We start from the raw sequence: 15701 nt of genomic DNA, 5'->3' as shown, positions 1-15701 counted from the left end.
TATGGCAATCGAACGATTCATCTGGGAGACGGAGAAGGGCGCGGAAGGGGATGTTACCCAGCGCGTCCGCACCAAGCAGTTCGGGGACGGTTACGAGCAGTCGGTCGAGGACGGCCTCAACAACCAGTCCCAGTCCTGGCCGCTCACCTTCACCGGTGCCAAGCCCCGGGTTCTGTTAATCAAGGCGTTCCTTGATCGGCACAAGGGGGCAAAGGCGTTTCTCTGGACGCCTCCCCTTGGGGATCTGGGCCTCTACAAGTGCAACGGCTACAAGCCTGTGCACCGCGGCGGCCAGGTCTATGCCATCACCGCCACCTTTCAGCAAACCTTTCACCCCTGAGATAACCGCCCATGGCACTGATCACGGACATCCAGAAACTGGAGCCCGGCGGCGAGATTCGCCTGTTTGAAATTGACGGAACCGAGTACGGCGCGGATTACCTGCGCTTTCACGGGCACGCTATTCCGCACACACCCGAAGAACTGCTGGCCTACGAGCATTCAGATGAGGAGCTCCCGGCCAAGTCGATTTGGTGGCAGGGCGAAGAGTACGCGGCCTGGCCGGTGCAGATTGAGGGTATTTCCTCGAGCAGCGACGGCACCGCTTCTCGGCCGACTTTCGCCGCCGGCAACGTGAATGGGCGGGTCACCGCGCTATGCCTCGCCTTCGAGGACCTGCTCAAGTTCAAGCTGACGGTTCGCGAGACGCTGGCCAAGTACCTGGATGCAGCGAACTTCCCCGAGGGAAACCCAACTGCTGACCCAACTCAGGAAGCGCTGGAGATCTGGTACATCGACCAGAAAACCAGTGAGGACGGCGAGGCCGTGGTTTGGGAGCTGTCCTCCCCTGGCGAGATCGACAACCACGGTCTGCCAGGCCGGCAGATGACGACGTTCTGCCATTGGGCCATGACCAACGGCTACCGCGGGCCAGACTGTGGCTACACCGGCGCGGCGATGTTCGACGACGAAGACAACCCCACGGATGACCCTGCGCTTGACCAGTGCAAGGGCTGCCTTTCTTCCTGCAAGTTGCGCTTCGGCGAGAACGAAGAATTGGGATTCGGGGGATTTCCGGCTGTGAACTTGATCTCAAGGAGCTGACCATGCTCAAACACATCATCACCGCCATCCAGGCGCACGCGGCTGCCCAGTACCCGAAAGAGTGCTGCGGCTTGCTGCTGGCTGTTGGGCGGTCCCAGAGGTACTTCCCGTGCCGGAACATTGCCACGGAGCCGAATGAAGAGTTTCGGCTCGACCCCGAGGACTACGCGGCTGCGGAAGACCTGGGTGAGGTTGTCGGCATCGTTCACTCGCACCCGGATGCAACCAGCAGGCCTTCACCGCACGACCTAGCAATGTGCGAGGTCACTGCCTTGCCCTGGCACATTTTGAGCTGGCCTGAGGGCGACCTGCGCACGATCACACCGACCGGCAGCACGCCGTTGCTCAAGCGACCGTTCGTACATGGTGCCTGGGACTGCTGGCAGGTCTGCTCTGATTGGTATCAGCGAGAGTGGGGAATTGAGTTCGAGGCATTCCAGCGCACCGATGGCTGGTGGGAGGGTGCCGAGAACACCAGCTTGTACGAGGTGAACTACGAGGCGGCAGGCTTTGTGCGCGTAGACAGCCCTCAGCACGGCGACATGATCGTAATGCAGGTTGGGCGCACAGCTCACCCGAATCATGCAGGTATCTACCTGGGAACTGATCCCGAGCTACCTAACGAAGAGTCAGGCGCCTTTGGCCCTGGCCCCTTCCTGTTGCACCACCTGTACGGCAGGCCGTCCGAGATTATCGTCTACGGAGGCCCCTGGCATGACCGAGCACGCCTGATCCTCAGGCACAAAGACGCAAGACAACCAACATGACGCGGCATGGCCGCAGGAGAAGGGTGTGAATCAGGTACAGGACGCTTCAGAGGAAGTGCCCCTTGTTGACACGGAGTTCAGCAAGGAGCAGCAGCTATTTCAATGGTTCAGGTCGGTAATCCAGAGCTCGGAGGTTATTGCTTCGCTTGCGATTCCTTAATTTGCTCAATAATTACCAACGCAGCTTCAAGAGGGAGCTTATAAGTACCCAATAGGTTTTCAGGAAGCCCAGTATCTTTGTCGTTCAAGAAAATACGTAGTTGTTGTTCAAGACCTTCCCTTTTAGGAGAGGTGCTATAGATGACGGCTGTTAAGGCCTGAATAGCCTTCAGCATTCCTTGCAGCATTGCATCTTGACGATCAAATCCAGCAGGTATTGAACTCACATTGACCTCCAGGTCATAAACGCGCCGAAATTGGCGCTATCCCAGTCCTTGGGCTTGCAGGCGAAGGACTGGGGAAATCCTTTAGCCTTTGGTTTGGGTTTGGACGATCAAGCGCCATCCAATGTTAGCTGCTGAGCCTGGGTGCTGATGCTTGTTCTGCGGCGGAAATTCCGTCCCTTTGTTGGACGTAATTTCATCGCCGCACCCTTCACAGCGATATATCCCTGATACGGGAACGGTGCTGCCGATTGCGTGGATTTTTCCCCAAACCGCACTGCCGAGAACGGACATCGGTGTCTTTTTGAGGTACTGCGCTGTTTCGTCAATTACGAGTGCCATGCTTGCGTCTTCCTTGATTGCTGGAGGCACAAAGCTACTACGGCGAACCTTTGCCCAGTTACTGGCATTCCATCCACACTGGATGCCTGGACAGGATCAAGCTACTCTCGGTTTTTTCGTGGCGAGCAATGAGATGGTCAAGACAATAACTTCGAACACTTTTTCAGAAGAGCTGAAAGCCAGTATTTCCATGACTGGAAGCCTGAAGCCCTCAGGATCCATTAAAATTGATGATTTGGTTGGTGCCAAGTACCTAATCCTATGCGAAAAACAAGAGCCGAAACTGGTAGCTAAGATCCGCGAGGTGGTAATAGATCCAGAAGGTGATGGATCAGTGATTGTTAGACTTCAAAGCGCGAAGTCACTGGACTGCATAAGCCAGGAGTATGAAGCCGCTTACAAGGCTTATGAGAGTGTACGACGGGAAGGGAGCTGGCCGTTCGTACATGAGTTTGAAAGTGACGATTTTTTTGAAGTCGGCAACCCTGTACGCATAAGGCCTCAGAGTGAAATTGATGGCTTATTCTCTATGGAGAAAGCAATCGATGAGCTCGCTAAGGCTTATCGCGTGGATGCTGATCAGATTGAGGTGATCATCAAGTCTAAGCCTCGAAAATCATCAGTAAAGAACACCGAAAGTTAAGTGTGTAGAGCCCATCCCAACGCTACGCTTTTTGCATCTGGTCTCCCAGTGCTACAGTCCCGCCAAACCAAAGAGGGAACGAAATGCGGATTTTGATTGTAGGGATAGCGGTGGCGATGCTGGCGGGTTGTATGGCACCGACGATGAATGAGGCGCGTCAGGATGGTCCGTACAAGGTGTTGATTTCGAAAAAAACCGACGCGGCGTTGGCCAAGTGCGTTCACTACGAATGGCAGAATCAGCCGATCTTCGGCGGCACTCCTGGTGCAACGCTTCAGCCAGGACGAGATGCTGGATACACGGTATTTACTGAAGGCTCGCAGTATTTCGTTGATATTCAGCCGAAAGGCGAGGGGTCTGAAGCGAAGTACTACGTGGTGGTTGGTAACTGGATCGCCAATAAAAGACTGACCGCACTGCAAGGCTGCCTGTAGCAGCACAACAACCTTTTCAAGGCTCGCTTCGGCGGGCCTTTTTATTATCTGGAGAAAAGCACATGGCGGCACTTGCCATCAACTATCAGCCCATGACGACGATCCTTCTCTATGGCCAACTTCGCCAGTTTGGCAGGTCCTTCCGTATGGCCGTGAGGACGCCCGCTGAAGCAATCAAGGCTCTTTGCGTGCAGCTTCCAGGGTTTGAACGCTTCCTTTCGAATGCCAAGTCGCGAGGCGTTGAGTTCGCTGTCTTTCGAGGGAAGACCAACCTGGCGGAGAAGGAGATTGGCTTTACGGGCGAAGGTGATATTCGTATTGCGCCGGTCATCACCGGCAGCAAACGAGGCGGAGCGCTGCAGACCATCATCGGAGCAGTGTTGATTGTCGTAGGCCTTGTCATTACAGGTGGCACCTTCGGCGCAGGCGCGCCTTTTGGCTCGGCCCTGATCATGATGGGCGGCTCGATGGTGCTGGGTGGCGTTATTCAAATGCTCAGTCCTCAGGCCGGCGGCCTCAAGACAAGCGCCGCACCTGAGAACACACCCGGCTACGCATTCGGCAGCGCCAAGAACACCACGGCTTCCGGCAACCCGGTCCCTCTGTGCGCGGGACGACGCCCATGGGGTGGGGCAATCATCAGTGCAGCGATTTACGCCGAAGACCAGATGTAGCCCGCACGTGAAGCACCGCAGCCGCCATTGAGGCGGTTTTTTATTGCCTGGAGGAAAGCATGGGCGCAGTACGCAAAATTGATATCCGCGGCGCCAAGGGTGGTGAAGCAAAGCCTAAAACCCCAACTGAGGCCCCGGACAGTCTGCGCTCAGTAGCCATTGCAAAGATGCTGATTGCTGTAGGCGAGGGCGAGTTTGAAGGCACGCCTACGGATCGCGACATCCGCCTCGACGGTACCCCGTTGCAGGACCCCCAAGGCAACACGAACTTCCCGAACGTGAAGTGGGAGTGGCGTACCGGAGCGGTGGACCAGGCCTATATCCAGGGCATTCCGTCGATCGAGAACGAAACGACGATCAGCACCGAGTTGCGCAGCGGTACGCCTTGGGTTCGAGCGATCAGCAATACCCAGCTTTCTGCCGTGCGAGTACGTTTCGCCTGGCCGGCGCTCCAGTCCGTGGATGCGAGCGGCAATATCAATGGCTACCGGATCGAATATAAAGTCGAAGTGGCCACCGACGGCGGCGCCTACCAGCAGGTGCTGAGCGAGGCCGTCGACGGCAAGACCACGACTGTGTACGAGCGAACTCGCCGAATCGACCTGCCTAAGGCAGTCAGCGGTTGGCTGATGCGCATCACGCGACTGACGATCAATCAGAACAACAACAAAATCTCCGACACGATGCAGATCGCCGGCTTCACGGAGGTGATCGACGCGAAAATCCGCTACCCGAATACCGCGCTACTTTACATCGAGTTCTCCGCTGAGCAGTTCCGCAGCATTCCTGCCGTGACTGTCGTGTGTGATGGCCGAAAATGGCAGGTTCCAAGCAACTACGACTCGCGCTCTCGCAGCTATACAGGCGTGTGGGATGGCACCTTCAAAGAGGCTTGGACGGACAACCCCGTCTGGCACACCTACGGCATCACCACGAACGACCGCTTCGGCCTGGGCCGCCGCATCAAGCCGTGGATGGTCGACAAGTGGGAGCTGTACCGCATCTCGCAGTATTGCGACCAGCAGGTGCCGGATGGGAAGGGTGGCATGGAGCCGCGCTTTATCTGCAACCTCAACCTTCAGAGCAAGGCTGACGCGTGGTCGCTGCTGCGTGATATCTCGGCGATCTATCGGGGCATGACTTACTGGGCTCAGGGCCAGGTCTTCACCCTGTCGGATATGCCGCGCGCTACGGACTTCGACTTCGCCTACACCCGCGCGAACGTTATTGATGGCAAGTTCACATATTCCAGCGCGTCGGAGCGTACCCGCTATAGCCGGGCCCTGGTCAGCTACGACAACCGTGAGAATAACCACGACACCGATGTCACCTCTGTTACTGACCAGAAGCTGCAGCGTCGCTACGGCGATAACCCGCTTGAAATCAGTGCTATTGCATGTGACCGCGAGTCGGAGGCCCAGCGCCGCGGTAAGTGGGCGCTGCTGACGAACTCCAAGGATCGGGCCGTTACCTTCAAGGTTGGTCTCGACGGGCGTATCCCGCTGCCTGGCTACGTTATCCCTATCGCTGACGAACTGCTTGCTGGGCGGCCGGTGGGCGGACGCATCTCGGCGGTGAATGGCAAGGTCATCAAGTTGGACCGTGATACCCAGGCCAAGCCCGGTGACCGTTTGATCCTCAACCTGCCCGACGGCAAGTGCGAGGGGCGCACCGTGCAGTTGGTCAGCGGCCGGCAGGTCACCGTGACCGTTGCCTACTCCGTTGCGCCCGAGCCTGAACTGGTGTGGGCGCTGGATGCCGACGACCTCGCAATCCCGCTATACAGGGTGGTAAGCGTGGCCCGGCCGGAGCCCGGCGTGTTCGAGATATCGGCCGTCCAGTACGACCCAAGCAAGTTCGCACACATCGACACCGGCGCGCGCCTTGAAGATCGCCCGATCAGCGTTGTGCCGATCACCGTCGTTCCGGCGCCGGCGAGCGTCGACATCACGTCGAATTACTCCGTGGACCAGGGCCTGGCCATCAGCACCATGAACATCTCGTGGCCCGCCGTTGCTGGCGCTGTCGCCTATGAAGTGGAGTGGCGCAAGGACAGCGGCAACTGGATCAAGCTGCAGCGCACTGGCTCGACGAGCGTGGACGTTACGGGCATCTACTCGGGTGCCTATCTGGCCCGGGTGCGGTCGGTGAGCGCCTTCGAGATCTCTTCGATTTGGAAGAGCTCAAAGCTGACCAACCTGGAAGGTAAAGTAGGCCTGCCGCCGGCTGTGGCGTTCCTGACTACCACCAGTCTGGTCTATGGCATCGGCATCCAGTGGGGCTTTCCACCAGGTGCAGAGGACACCCAGCGCACAGAGGTCTGGTACAGCGAGTCGCCGGACCTGACGACGGCGATCAAGCTGAGCGACTTCAGTTACCCGCAGGCCAAGCATGAAATGCACAGCTTGCTGGCGGGGGCGAGCCTGTTCTTCTGGGCGCGCCTGGTGGACCGTACCGGCAACGTCGGGCCGTTCTTCCCGATCCCTGGTGCGGTCAACGGCCAGGCGAGTTCTGACCAGACCGAGTACGACAAGTACTTCGCCGACAAGATCGGTAAGGGGGCGCTGTACCAGAGCCTGCGCGAAGAGATTGAGCTAATTACGGGCGATGGGCCTGGGTCCGTCAATGACCGCCTGGAGGAGGCCAAGCAGGAGCTGGAAGAGCTGATCAACCAGGTCACAGACGCCCTTGCCTATGACCCTGCCAAGCCGTACCGGACGGGTGACATCGTTCGTTTGGACCAGCACCTATTCCAGGCGAAAAACCCGGTACCGGTGAACACCAGCCCGCCGAACGCCACCTATTGGTCGGATATCGGCACCATCCTGGAAACTGCAAACGCCTTGGCGTCGCAGGTTCAGATCATCGAAACCAAGATCGAAGAGCTCGACGGCAAGGTGGTGGCCACCGCGTCATCGATTGAGGCGCTGCGCTCAGCAGCACGGGAAGATGACGGCGCTGGCGACCTGGCGGGCGTGATCAAAGGCTGGCAGTCAACCGCTGATCTGGCTCTGGAGAAGCGTACCAGGGCAACAGAAAACGAGTCGATGGCACAGCAACTGCTGACGATGAACGCGCAAGTAGGGGCGAACAAGTCAGGGCTGACCGTTTTGGAACAGGTGGTGGCGACCAACAGGGAGGCTGCCGCCACTCAACTGAACCAGCTCAAAAGTGACCTAGCACTGACCGATGAGAAGGTAGGCGGTAATGCCGTGGCTATCACTGGCCTCGACACAAAGGTCACTGAGGTTGATGGCAAGGTCACCTCTTTGGCCGCGAGCAACGAGTCTTTAAGGGCTTCGGTTCGAAGCGATGATGGTGCTGGCGATCTTGCTGGAGTTATCAAGGCTTGGGAGAGCACCGCGACAATTGTCTTGGAGCGGAGGGCTACAGCTACAGCATTCGAGGCCCAGGCTAAAACCACTGAAACGCTGCAGTCGAGTATTGGGAAGAACAGCGCTTCGATTCAGCAGGTGAGCCAAACCCTTGTGAGCGTCGATGGTCGCGTGTCTTCGATGGTTACCCTTAAGGCGCAGACTATTGCTGGAGGCAAAAGAGTTACATCTGGTTTTGCCTTTGGTTCGGATGGAGATCAAGCCGAATTCCTGATCTTTGCCCAGCGCTTCGCCGTTGTGGATGAGGTCAGTGGCCAGCTTGTCCCAATGTTTGTCGTGCAGGGCAATCAGGTTGTGCTCAATTAGGCGATCATCAGCAAGGCGTTTATTCAGGAAATCATCCTGGGTATGACGCTCCGCTCGGAAGCCGTGGATTCCAAAGGGCGCCCATTGTTGGAGATCAACGTGAGGGCGGGAACGTTCACGCTGCGCAGTGCTGGAACTGGCGGCTCGGCGCTGCTGAACAATGATGGTTTGACTGTATTCGATGCCAACGATATCGACCGCGTGACCGTCGGGAGACTTTCGCCATGATTTATGGCCTTCGCACAAAGAGTGCTACTGGAGTTGTTGAACTCGATGAGAACTCATTTACGGTAAGGATTATTTACTCGGCTCTTATTCCAAAGTCTGCTGGGAGATTTGTAGATATATCTATACCGGAAGTCGAGCCCGAAAAATATTCTGCGGTGTGCGTGCCTGTTGCTCCCTACAACACATCTGGACAGTCTTGGGACGCTATTTGTTTTATTCCAGAAGTTACCCTGGGAAATGTAAGGGTGTGGTTCGGTAACAGGCAGAGCAATGATGGCCCACTTGGTACATCAACGCAGAGGTTGTTGGTCATGAGGTATAAGTAATGTCGTATGGGCTAAAGTTTATAAACAATAGTGACGCCGTAACTCTCGATTCTGAGTATGCACGGCTTGTAGTCCTTGAGAGTGGGACGTGGGATGGCTTCGGGCAGGGGGTGAACGTTCCATTTGTCAGGCCTGTACATACTGCTGAACCTCCCCTGATCTTCGTCAGGCCAGAAACCGCTGACATATTCTACTTCTGCACGCTAGGTGCTGGGCCAGATGGTTGGTATGGGTTCTCATTCCAGGGCGTGAGAGGAGTACGAACAACCGGCAAGTGGTTCTCTGCTGCATTCAGCGCTGTCCCAACTGCAGACTATGGTATGAGGTTGAGGGATGGCAATTCAAAGCTTCTATTTGACAGTGCAACGCCTGCTGCTCAATTCACAAGAACTATCACAAGCTGGCAGTATCTTGGAGCTTCCCACGATAGTCAGGGATTAACTAGGCTAAGTTGGACAGCTCCGTTTAACCTGTCGTCTGGGGATTACATGCTATTAAATAACATCGCTATGGATGTGGCCGGTTTAACATCTAGACAGGGAAATATGTACGCAGTATGGGAGTATGCACTTGATAGGCTTGTAATGCAGGTCGTTGGAGTAGATATATCAATGACCCTCTATAACCCTGTTGTCTTCGCCAAGCCCATGTCTTAGCGATTGTAATTACTGATCAATTTAATAACCGCCTTGTGCGGTTTTTTGTTGCCTGGAGTTAAATATGCCCTGGTACAAAGTAGGAAAAGTAAACGTTGTCTCTGGACAATCTAGCGTCATGGGAGTTGGTACCGACTTCGCCGCAAACTCTCTGGTGGGTGATGCATTCATCGGCCCGGACGGCCAGTGGTACGAGGTCATCAACGTCCCGAGCCCGACCACGCTTTCGATCAGTCCTGCATACCGCAGTGCCACGGTATCGAACGCAAACTATGCGCTGATGCCGGTGCAGGGCTACCAGCGCGATCTGGCCATTGTTGCCGGCGGCATTATCCAGCAGTGGGGAGCCACACTTGCAGGCCTGGGTACTGTGTCGACGGAGAACATCGTACCGGTGACGAAAGGTGGCACTGGTGCCGCTACTTCGGCTGCCGCTCGGTCCAATCTGGGCCTTGGCTCGGCCGCTGTTGCGCCAATTGTAGGAACTGTCACTCAATCAGGGGGCGTCCCCAACGGAGCAATTATTGAGCGCGGTAGCAATGCAAACGGGAGCTTCACCAGGTATGCAGACGGGACCCTTGAATGCTGGCATACGACGAACCCGGTAACACATGCGGCAGGAGCAGAAGTGATTACTCCCTGGACATTGCCGTCCGCGCCAGTACTCAATTCTGATGCAATCACTCTGGTCTCGGTGTCTGCGCCGAACTCAACGCAGAATTATACCAATACCAAGTTAGCCGCCGTCATCGCTTCGGCCTCGACGGTCACGGTCAGGTCGATATTTTCAGCGGCTCAAGGCTACTCATTCAGCTTGTACTTTAAAGGGCGGTGGTTCTGATGATTATTAAGTTTTCTCCATCGAGATGCGATGAGACGTTGAAAGTATCAAAGCGCGGTGACGTGCTAACGATCAATGGTGAGCGCTTTGATTTTCGAGGGATCCCCGAGGGTGCTGTGCTGCCTACGTCAGCTGTTGATTGCCGTTTCGTAATAGGGGATATCCCTCGGGTCAATGGGGAGTTAACCATCACCTTGCTACTGCCGTGCGGCCCAGATGCTACCGATGCGGCAAACTATCCGTTCGATATTGTCAGCCCGCCTGACGGAACCGTGAGTATCCCCCAATGAATATTGATTTCAGCCAGATGAAAACTGCCGGCCAGTTGCAGACTGCAAAAGACCAAGAAGCTCGCGATGCTGCTCTTGCCTCTCGACGATCTGCTTACCTGGCCGAGTCGGACCCCCTTCGCCTCGAGGCCGACTACGACGCCCTGAGCCAGGGCCTCACGCCCGACTACACCGCATGGCTTGCGTCGGTTGCGGCTATCAAGGCGCGATACCCGCTGCCAGTCAGTGTTGATCCTCTCGCCGACTGATCCGCGCCTGCGTACAGCCACCCGCCATCGAGCGGGTTTATTTTTGCCTGGAGAAAAGCATGACCACTTCCGATAAAGACCGGGACATCCTGGCGCGCACGCTTTGGGGTGAGCGATGAGGGAGATTCCCTTACCCGCCGGGATTAGTCTCGATGCCATTGAGTGGCGCCCCTGTCACGCATCTGGCGATTACGAGGTGAGCGAATACGGCCATGTGCGTCGGCGCACGCCAGGCCGCCGCACCTTTCCGGGCAAGATCCTATCCTTCTGCTGGCACCACGCTGGATACCCAAGGTTCAAGCTCACGATCAATGGCAAGCACGCGTACTTCGAAGCTCACCGGCTGGTAGCTATGGCGTTCCTTGAGCCGCCCTCAATTGGTAGAAACGAGGTTGCGCACGTCGATGGAGATCCCGCAAACACCCACTACACGAACTTGTGCTGGAAGACTCACGCCGAAAATGAGAGCGACAAGATCGGTCACGGCACAGTTCCAGCGGGCGTAAAGAATGGCGGCGCAAAACTTAACGACGACTTAGTGTTGGATATCCGGGCGCGCCGGACTGCGGGAGCAAGCTTGACCGCCATAGGCCGTGAGTTTGGGGTCGCCTTCCAAACCATCTCCAAAATCGTCAACCGAAAATCCTGGAGTCATATCTCATGAACGCGACCGAAAGAGACCGCGATATTTTGGCGCGGACGTTGTACGGCGAGGCCCGGGGGGAAGGCCTGGACGGCCAGATCGCCGTGGCCTGGACCATCCGCAACCGAGTATTCGACGGCAAGGCCAAGTCCTGGTGGGGTGAGGGCTACGCCGGCGTGTGCCTGAAGCCATGGCAGTTCAGCTGCTGGAACCAGAACGACCCGAACTACGCCTACCTCAGCGGTGCGAAGCCGATCCCGGCCGCGCAACTCGCCCAGGCCCAGCGCGCTGCTGACCAGGTGATGGCCGGCGCGGTACCGGATCCAACCGGCGGGGCCACGCACTACTACGCAACCACGATGCCCAAGGCGCCGGCCTGGGCGGCGAAGGCCAAGCAAACGCTGCGCCTCGGGCATCACGTCTTCTTCAAGGATGTACCGTGATGACTCCTGTCCAAAAGCTGGCCGGGCTTGTAGTACTGATCCTGGTGCTAATGACCATCGCCGCCGGCGTTACCTGGCAGGTGCAGGAATGGCGCATGGGCAAGATGCTGGCCGAGCAGTCCGGCCTGCACCAGGATGACCTGGCCGCTATCAGCAATGCCGCAAGCGCCCAAACCCGCCAGGCACTGGAGAAACAACAGGCCGCCGAGCAGGCCAGGGCCGACCTCGACGCCAAGGCAACCAAGGAGAAAACGAATGATCTTGCTGAAAATGAAAGGCTGCGCCGTGCTGCTGACGATTCTGCTCGCCGGCTGCGTATCGCGGGAAGTTGTCATGCCGATAGCGGCTACCTGTCCAGTTCCACCAGCACCACCGGCCTGGGCAATGCAGGAACCGTCGAACTCGCTCCAACTGCTGGACGGACTGTTTTCGATATCAGGGCCGGGATCATTGCTGATCAAGCTGCCTTGAGGGCTTTACAGAGGCATGTGCTGGAGTTCTGCCCGCAAGCCTCAAATGATGAATGAACAGCTGAATAGGCGATCCGATCAGGCCCTAGGTAGGAAAGATTTTTGGTTAATGGTTTTTAAGATCCGATTGTTCGTACATAATTTTGATATTGATGGGGTCTAGGCAGTCAGGCGCTTTATCTTGGACTTTTTTGAAATAGCCACGTGCTGCTGAGCTCCCAATATCACCACCCATGACCGCCAGCAGGTAATAACCATCAGCGCGAAACTGATCAAGACTCAGAAAAACAGGAGTGTAAAGGCCTCTCAGAGTGGTCAGCGGTTTCTGATTGTTGACCTGGGGTACGCTTGCAGTTTTGAAACAGTACGAATTTAGCGTTGGTAGCGGGTAATGATCCGAATATGGATCTGATTGCTCCAGTGCTCTTTGTAGTTGCGCCCGAAGCCGCAAACTTTCTGGGGCATCGTACTTGTATGTCCGGAAAGCTTTGTCACATTCACGTAATTGCAGTACTGCGCCGGCCAGCAGACCTTGATCTGTTGAGCGCTGGTACAGTTCACAGGCCTCCGCGTGCATCACTGCGGAGTCCTTGCGTCTTGCTTTCGTGCTTGCCAGCAGGTAACTGGCTACGCCATGACCTTCTTCGCTGGCCTTGCGCAATTCGCTCTCGAAGATCTCATTGTTTTTTGCCAATTTCTGCATGACTTCATTTCGTTCAAGCTTGTCGATTTTGCCTTGCTGTTCCCGCTCAACAAGTAAATCTATCTGTTGCTTGTTATCTTCAGCTATACGTAGCGCGTGTTGGAATGTCGCTTCAGTCTCGGCGGACGGCGCGGCCTGTACAGCGCTGCATAGAGTGAGACTGAACAGAAGTGTTGAATAATTCGATTTCAATGGCACTGTCTCCTCGGTTGCCTGCCTAAAAATACTTAGGCTGAAGGGTTTTCTTGCGTTAGTCCGGCGTACAGGGGCGAGCACCACTCCCGAACTAGTATGTAGCGGTATTCGGTTTACCACTGCGCCATCTGTTAACGCCGAGCCATATAGATCACTTTGAGATACTGCCCCTTCGATCATGACTTCTTGTTAGCTAGGTGTATTCTCAATAATCATCGGGCCAGCCTAACTCTTAAAGCGAGAGTTTTGCACGTGTGCCTGCCACCTCCGGCCCCGGCGGCGTGGTTCATGCAGCCCGTCGAGCCCAACTTGACCCAGCGCATGCTCAACGAATTATCGCCATCACCGATGCCGGCGACCAAGGATTGATCGCGCTGCGGGCGTGCCAGGCGTATGTCAGAGCCATTGCGCGTTGAGGATGATGGGCTACGCTTTGGGCATGAACGCTTAGGACGGCAATTTTCCATTAAAACTGACAGGCTCTTATGGACAAGCAGCTGGCAGGTCTTTCATTCTTTCTCACGCTTAGCTGGGTTGCCTCTGTGATCTTCGTCATGTGGTTTTTCAGCAAATGAACACATTGGCTGTATCAGCTCCGGCCCCTTGTTTCGAACGTTGCCCACGGCCGTATTGACTTTAAACCATTCGAAAGCCTCGGCCGGCTCGCCTTGGTGCAACACCATCTGCTCGGCACGCTCCTTGGGCGTGGCCGGGTCCAGCCATTCCCTGGCCAACTCCGGCGTTAGCACCACGGGCCGCCGGTCGTGGATGTCCACCATGCCGCCGGCGCTGTCGGTGGTGATGATCACGAAGTCGTCATGCTCGCCTGGGCCTTCATCAGTGTCGGGCAGTTGGCAGGTAGCTACCTATCTCTTCGACATTACATAGAAAAAGCCCCGTAGCCTATTCAGCTGCGGGGCTTCTTCTATGTAATGGCTTTAAGCTTTAAACCACAAACTTCGCAATCATCGTATTCAGGTCCACCGCCACACGCGACAGCTCTTGGCTAGCGGCAGTCGTCTGGTTTGCGCCAGCGGCGGTTTGGGCCGACAGGTCGCGGATATTCGTCAGGTTGCGATCCACCTCCCGGGCAACTTGGGCCTGTTCCTCGGAGGCGCTGGCGATGATCAGGTTGCCTTCGGTGATGCGGGTTATTGCGTGGGTGATCTGCTCTAGGGACTCTCCCGCACTATGGGCCACGGTCAGTGTCGAGCGTGCGCGTTCATTGCTGCTGTGCATCGCCGAGACTGCCTGCGTCGAGCCTTTTTGCACGCCGCTGACCATTTGTTCGATTTCCTGTGTCGATTGCTGGGTTCGATGGGCCAGCGCGCGGACTTCGTCGGCTACCACGGCGAAACCACGCCCTGCTTCACCGGCGCGAGCGGCTTCGATGGCGGCGTTCAGGGCCAGCAAATTGGTTTGTTCGGCAATCGCGCGGATCACATCTAGAACCTTGGTGATGTCCTGGACACTGTCGGCCAGGCTCTGGATTTCCCCGGTTGCCGTCGTCACTTCCTCTGCCAGCAACGAGATCGACGCCACGGTGTCCATGACATGACTGCGGCCGTTGCCTGCCAAGGTGTCACCGTCGCGGGAGGCGTCGGCGGTGCTGATTGCGTTGCGCGCCACTTCATCAACCGCGGCGGTCATCTGGTTGACCGCCGTGGCGGCCTGTTCGATTTCACCGTTCTGCTCGTGCAAGGCACGGGTCGACTCTTCGGTCACCGCCGACAGTTCCTCTGCCGCCGATGCCAGTTGATTGGACGAGTCGGTTATCTGGTGGATTGTTTCGCGAAGGTCCGATTGCATGGTTTCCAGGGCGCGCAATAGCTGGGCAGGTTCGTCCTGGCCCTCGACGACAATCTGCACGGTGAGGTCGCCCTTGGCCACTTGTTCGGCGATGCTTACCGCTTGGTGCAACGGCACCACGATACTGCGGGTAAACAGGGTGGCGAGGAGGGCGGTGAGCAGTGTTGCCAGCAGCATGGCGATGAACACCCATTTCACTGCGCTGGTGTACGTTGCGTCGGAGCTCGTCGCCGCGTCGTCGGCTTCTTGGATGTTGATGACGAGCAGGCTCGCCAACTCTGACCCTAGCCTGTCGCCCAGGGCGATCAGCTCGCCATTGAGCAGCGCGAGTGCTTGTGGTCGCTCGCCTTGTGCGGCCAAGGCTAATACCTGTTGCTGTACCTGCAGGTATTGCGCTTGGACCGACTTGAAACGTTCGAACGTATCCCGCTCGGCATCCACTGTGAGTTTGCTGGTGTACAGCGCGTTGTCTGCTTGAATCTTCTCGCGCAGTTGCGAAAAAACGCGCTGGCTGGCCTTTACCTGCTCCGGGCTGTCAAGCAGCATGACCCGGTAGGTTGCGACACGGATCTCGGACATGGTGGTCTGCAGATCGCCCAGGGCCAAGATGCTTGGCAGCCAGTTTTTGTCGACTTCATCCGACTGGCTGGCCATGTCGCGCATCTGGCTTAAAGAGAACAAGCCCAGTAACACCACGAGCAGTCCGACCAGGCCAAAGCCAAAGGCCGAACGCAACGCTATTTTCATCTTTCTTAAACTCATGAACTCCCCCGGTGACAGGAAAAATAAGTGGCCGCAGTA

19 protein-coding genes and 2 pseudogenes are annotated in these 15701 nt (G+C 56.7%); 16 read left to right on the top strand and 5 right to left on the bottom strand.

Going from position 1 to position 15701, the window contains the following annotated elements:
- Position 1 precedes the first annotated feature (1 nt).
- From HKK57_RS25105 to HKK57_RS25095, 3 genes are read left to right on the top strand one after another with little or no spacing between them, the layout of a single operon-like run.
- The gene (locus tag HKK57_RS25105; protein WP_169391024.1) at positions 2 to 340 is read left to right on the top strand and encodes a phage tail protein; all 339 of its coding nucleotides are present in this window, start codon (positions 2 to 4) and stop codon (positions 338 to 340) included.
- Between the two features lie 11 nt (positions 341 to 351).
- Positions 352 to 1104, top strand: a complete 753-nt coding sequence (locus HKK57_RS25100; protein WP_169391023.1) for a phage minor tail protein L — start codon at positions 352 to 354, stop codon at positions 1102 to 1104.
- A gap of 2 nt (positions 1105 to 1106) precedes the next feature.
- Positions 1107 to 1871, top strand: coding sequence for a C40 family peptidase (locus HKK57_RS25095; RefSeq protein ID WP_169391022.1), 765 nt, complete (start codon positions 1107 to 1109; stop codon positions 1869 to 1871).
- A 134-nt stretch (positions 1872 to 2005) separates the two neighbouring features.
- On the opposite strand, the gene HKK57_RS25090 is transcribed toward HKK57_RS25095, so the two are convergent.
- Both HKK57_RS25090 and HKK57_RS25085 read right to left on the bottom strand, forming a co-directional pair.
- Positions 2006 to 2257 carry a hypothetical protein gene (locus HKK57_RS25090; protein ID WP_169391021.1) on the bottom strand — a complete coding sequence of 84 codons (252 nt, stop codon included), beginning with the start codon at positions 2255 to 2257 and terminating at the stop codon, positions 2006 to 2008.
- Between the two features lie 81 nt (positions 2258 to 2338).
- Positions 2339 to 2596, bottom strand: a complete 258-nt coding sequence (locus HKK57_RS25085; protein ID WP_169391020.1) for a protein L — start codon at positions 2594 to 2596, stop codon at positions 2339 to 2341.
- Between HKK57_RS25085 and HKK57_RS25080 the strand changes: the two genes are divergently transcribed.
- From HKK57_RS25080 to HKK57_RS26830, 12 genes are all read left to right on the top strand, one after another.
- On the top strand, positions 2595 to 3239 hold the full coding sequence (locus tag HKK57_RS25080; RefSeq protein WP_169391019.1) for a hypothetical protein: 645 nt from the start codon (positions 2595 to 2597) through the stop codon (positions 3237 to 3239). The two genes, HKK57_RS25085 and HKK57_RS25080, sit on opposite strands and share 2 nt — an antisense overlap.
- A gap of 83 nt (positions 3240 to 3322) precedes the next feature.
- The gene (locus tag HKK57_RS25075; RefSeq protein ID WP_169391018.1) at positions 3323 to 3673 is read left to right on the top strand and encodes a hypothetical protein; all 351 of its coding nucleotides are present in this window, start codon (positions 3323 to 3325) and stop codon (positions 3671 to 3673) included.
- Positions 3674 to 3735: 62 nt separating this feature from the next.
- Positions 3736 to 4347 carry a tail assembly protein gene (locus HKK57_RS25070; RefSeq protein WP_169391017.1) on the top strand — a complete coding sequence of 204 codons (612 nt, stop codon included), beginning with the start codon at positions 3736 to 3738 and terminating at the stop codon, positions 4345 to 4347.
- Between the two features lie 59 nt (positions 4348 to 4406).
- On the top strand, positions 4407 to 8048 hold the full coding sequence (locus tag HKK57_RS25065; protein WP_237150423.1) for a phage tail protein: 3642 nt from the start codon (positions 4407 to 4409) through the stop codon (positions 8046 to 8048).
- Positions 8049 to 8090: 42 nt separating this feature from the next.
- Positions 8091 to 8276, top strand: coding sequence for a hypothetical protein (locus HKK57_RS27120; RefSeq protein WP_237150424.1), 186 nt, complete (start codon positions 8091 to 8093; stop codon positions 8274 to 8276).
- On the top strand, positions 8273 to 8602 hold the full coding sequence (locus HKK57_RS25060; protein ID WP_169391016.1) for a hypothetical protein: 330 nt from the start codon (positions 8273 to 8275) through the stop codon (positions 8600 to 8602). The genes HKK57_RS27120 and HKK57_RS25060 overlap by 4 nt, the downstream gene beginning before the upstream one ends.
- The gene (locus tag HKK57_RS25055; protein ID WP_169391015.1) at positions 8602 to 9258 is read left to right on the top strand and encodes a hypothetical protein; all 657 of its coding nucleotides are present in this window, start codon (positions 8602 to 8604) and stop codon (positions 9256 to 9258) included. Before HKK57_RS25060 ends, HKK57_RS25055 begins: the two co-directional genes overlap by 1 nt.
- 64 nt (positions 9259 to 9322) lie before the next feature.
- Positions 9323 to 10099, top strand: coding sequence for a phage tail protein (locus tag HKK57_RS25050; protein WP_169391014.1), 777 nt, complete (start codon positions 9323 to 9325; stop codon positions 10097 to 10099).
- A gap of 286 nt (positions 10100 to 10385) precedes the next feature.
- Positions 10386 to 10637 (top strand): hypothetical protein, encoded by a 252-nt coding sequence (locus HKK57_RS25045; protein WP_169391013.1) that lies wholly within the window; start codon positions 10386 to 10388, stop codon positions 10635 to 10637.
- A 115-nt stretch (positions 10638 to 10752) separates the two neighbouring features.
- On the top strand, positions 10753 to 11301 hold the full coding sequence (locus HKK57_RS25040) for an NUMOD4 domain-containing protein (RefSeq protein ID WP_169391012.1): 549 nt from the start codon (positions 10753 to 10755) through the stop codon (positions 11299 to 11301).
- Entirely contained in the window at positions 11298 to 11723 is a 426-nt protein-coding gene (locus HKK57_RS25035) for a cell wall hydrolase (protein ID WP_169391011.1), read from the top strand. Before HKK57_RS25040 ends, HKK57_RS25035 begins: the two co-directional genes overlap by 4 nt.
- Complete coding sequence (locus HKK57_RS26830; protein WP_201975813.1) at positions 11723 to 12250, top strand: lysis system i-spanin subunit Rz; 528 nt, start codon at positions 11723 to 11725, stop codon at positions 12248 to 12250. Before HKK57_RS25035 ends, HKK57_RS26830 begins: the two co-directional genes overlap by 1 nt.
- A 49-nt stretch (positions 12251 to 12299) precedes the next feature.
- On the opposite strand, the gene HKK57_RS25020 is transcribed toward HKK57_RS26830, so the two are convergent.
- On the bottom strand, positions 12300 to 13088 hold the full coding sequence (locus HKK57_RS25020; protein WP_169391009.1) for a hypothetical protein: 789 nt from the start codon (positions 13086 to 13088) through the stop codon (positions 12300 to 12302).
- Positions 13089 to 13345: 257 nt separating this feature from the next.
- On the opposite strand from HKK57_RS25020, the pseudogene HKK57_RS27115 reads away from it, so the two are divergent.
- Positions 13346 to 13507 (top strand): annotated as a pseudogene (locus tag HKK57_RS27115) (lysis protein); the annotation flags it as partial.
- A 93-nt stretch (positions 13508 to 13600) separates the two neighbouring features.
- Here HKK57_RS27115 and HKK57_RS25015 read toward each other — a convergent pair.
- Positions 13601 to 13945 (bottom strand): annotated as a pseudogene (locus HKK57_RS25015) (SOS response-associated peptidase family protein); the annotation flags it as partial.
- Between the two features lie 91 nt (positions 13946 to 14036).
- On the bottom strand, positions 14037 to 15662 hold the full coding sequence (locus HKK57_RS25010; RefSeq protein WP_169391008.1) for a methyl-accepting chemotaxis protein: 1626 nt from the start codon (positions 15660 to 15662) through the stop codon (positions 14037 to 14039).
- Positions 15663 to 15701 lie beyond the last annotated feature (39 nt).

It is taken from the genome of Pseudomonas sp. ADAK21, assembly GCF_012935735.1.
GTDB classification, from domain to species: domain Bacteria; phylum Pseudomonadota; class Gammaproteobacteria; order Pseudomonadales; family Pseudomonadaceae; genus Aquipseudomonas; species Aquipseudomonas proteolytica.
The sequence above is the reverse complement of the archived record's forward strand: the minus strand, read 5'-3'. Positions and strand labels throughout refer to the sequence as shown.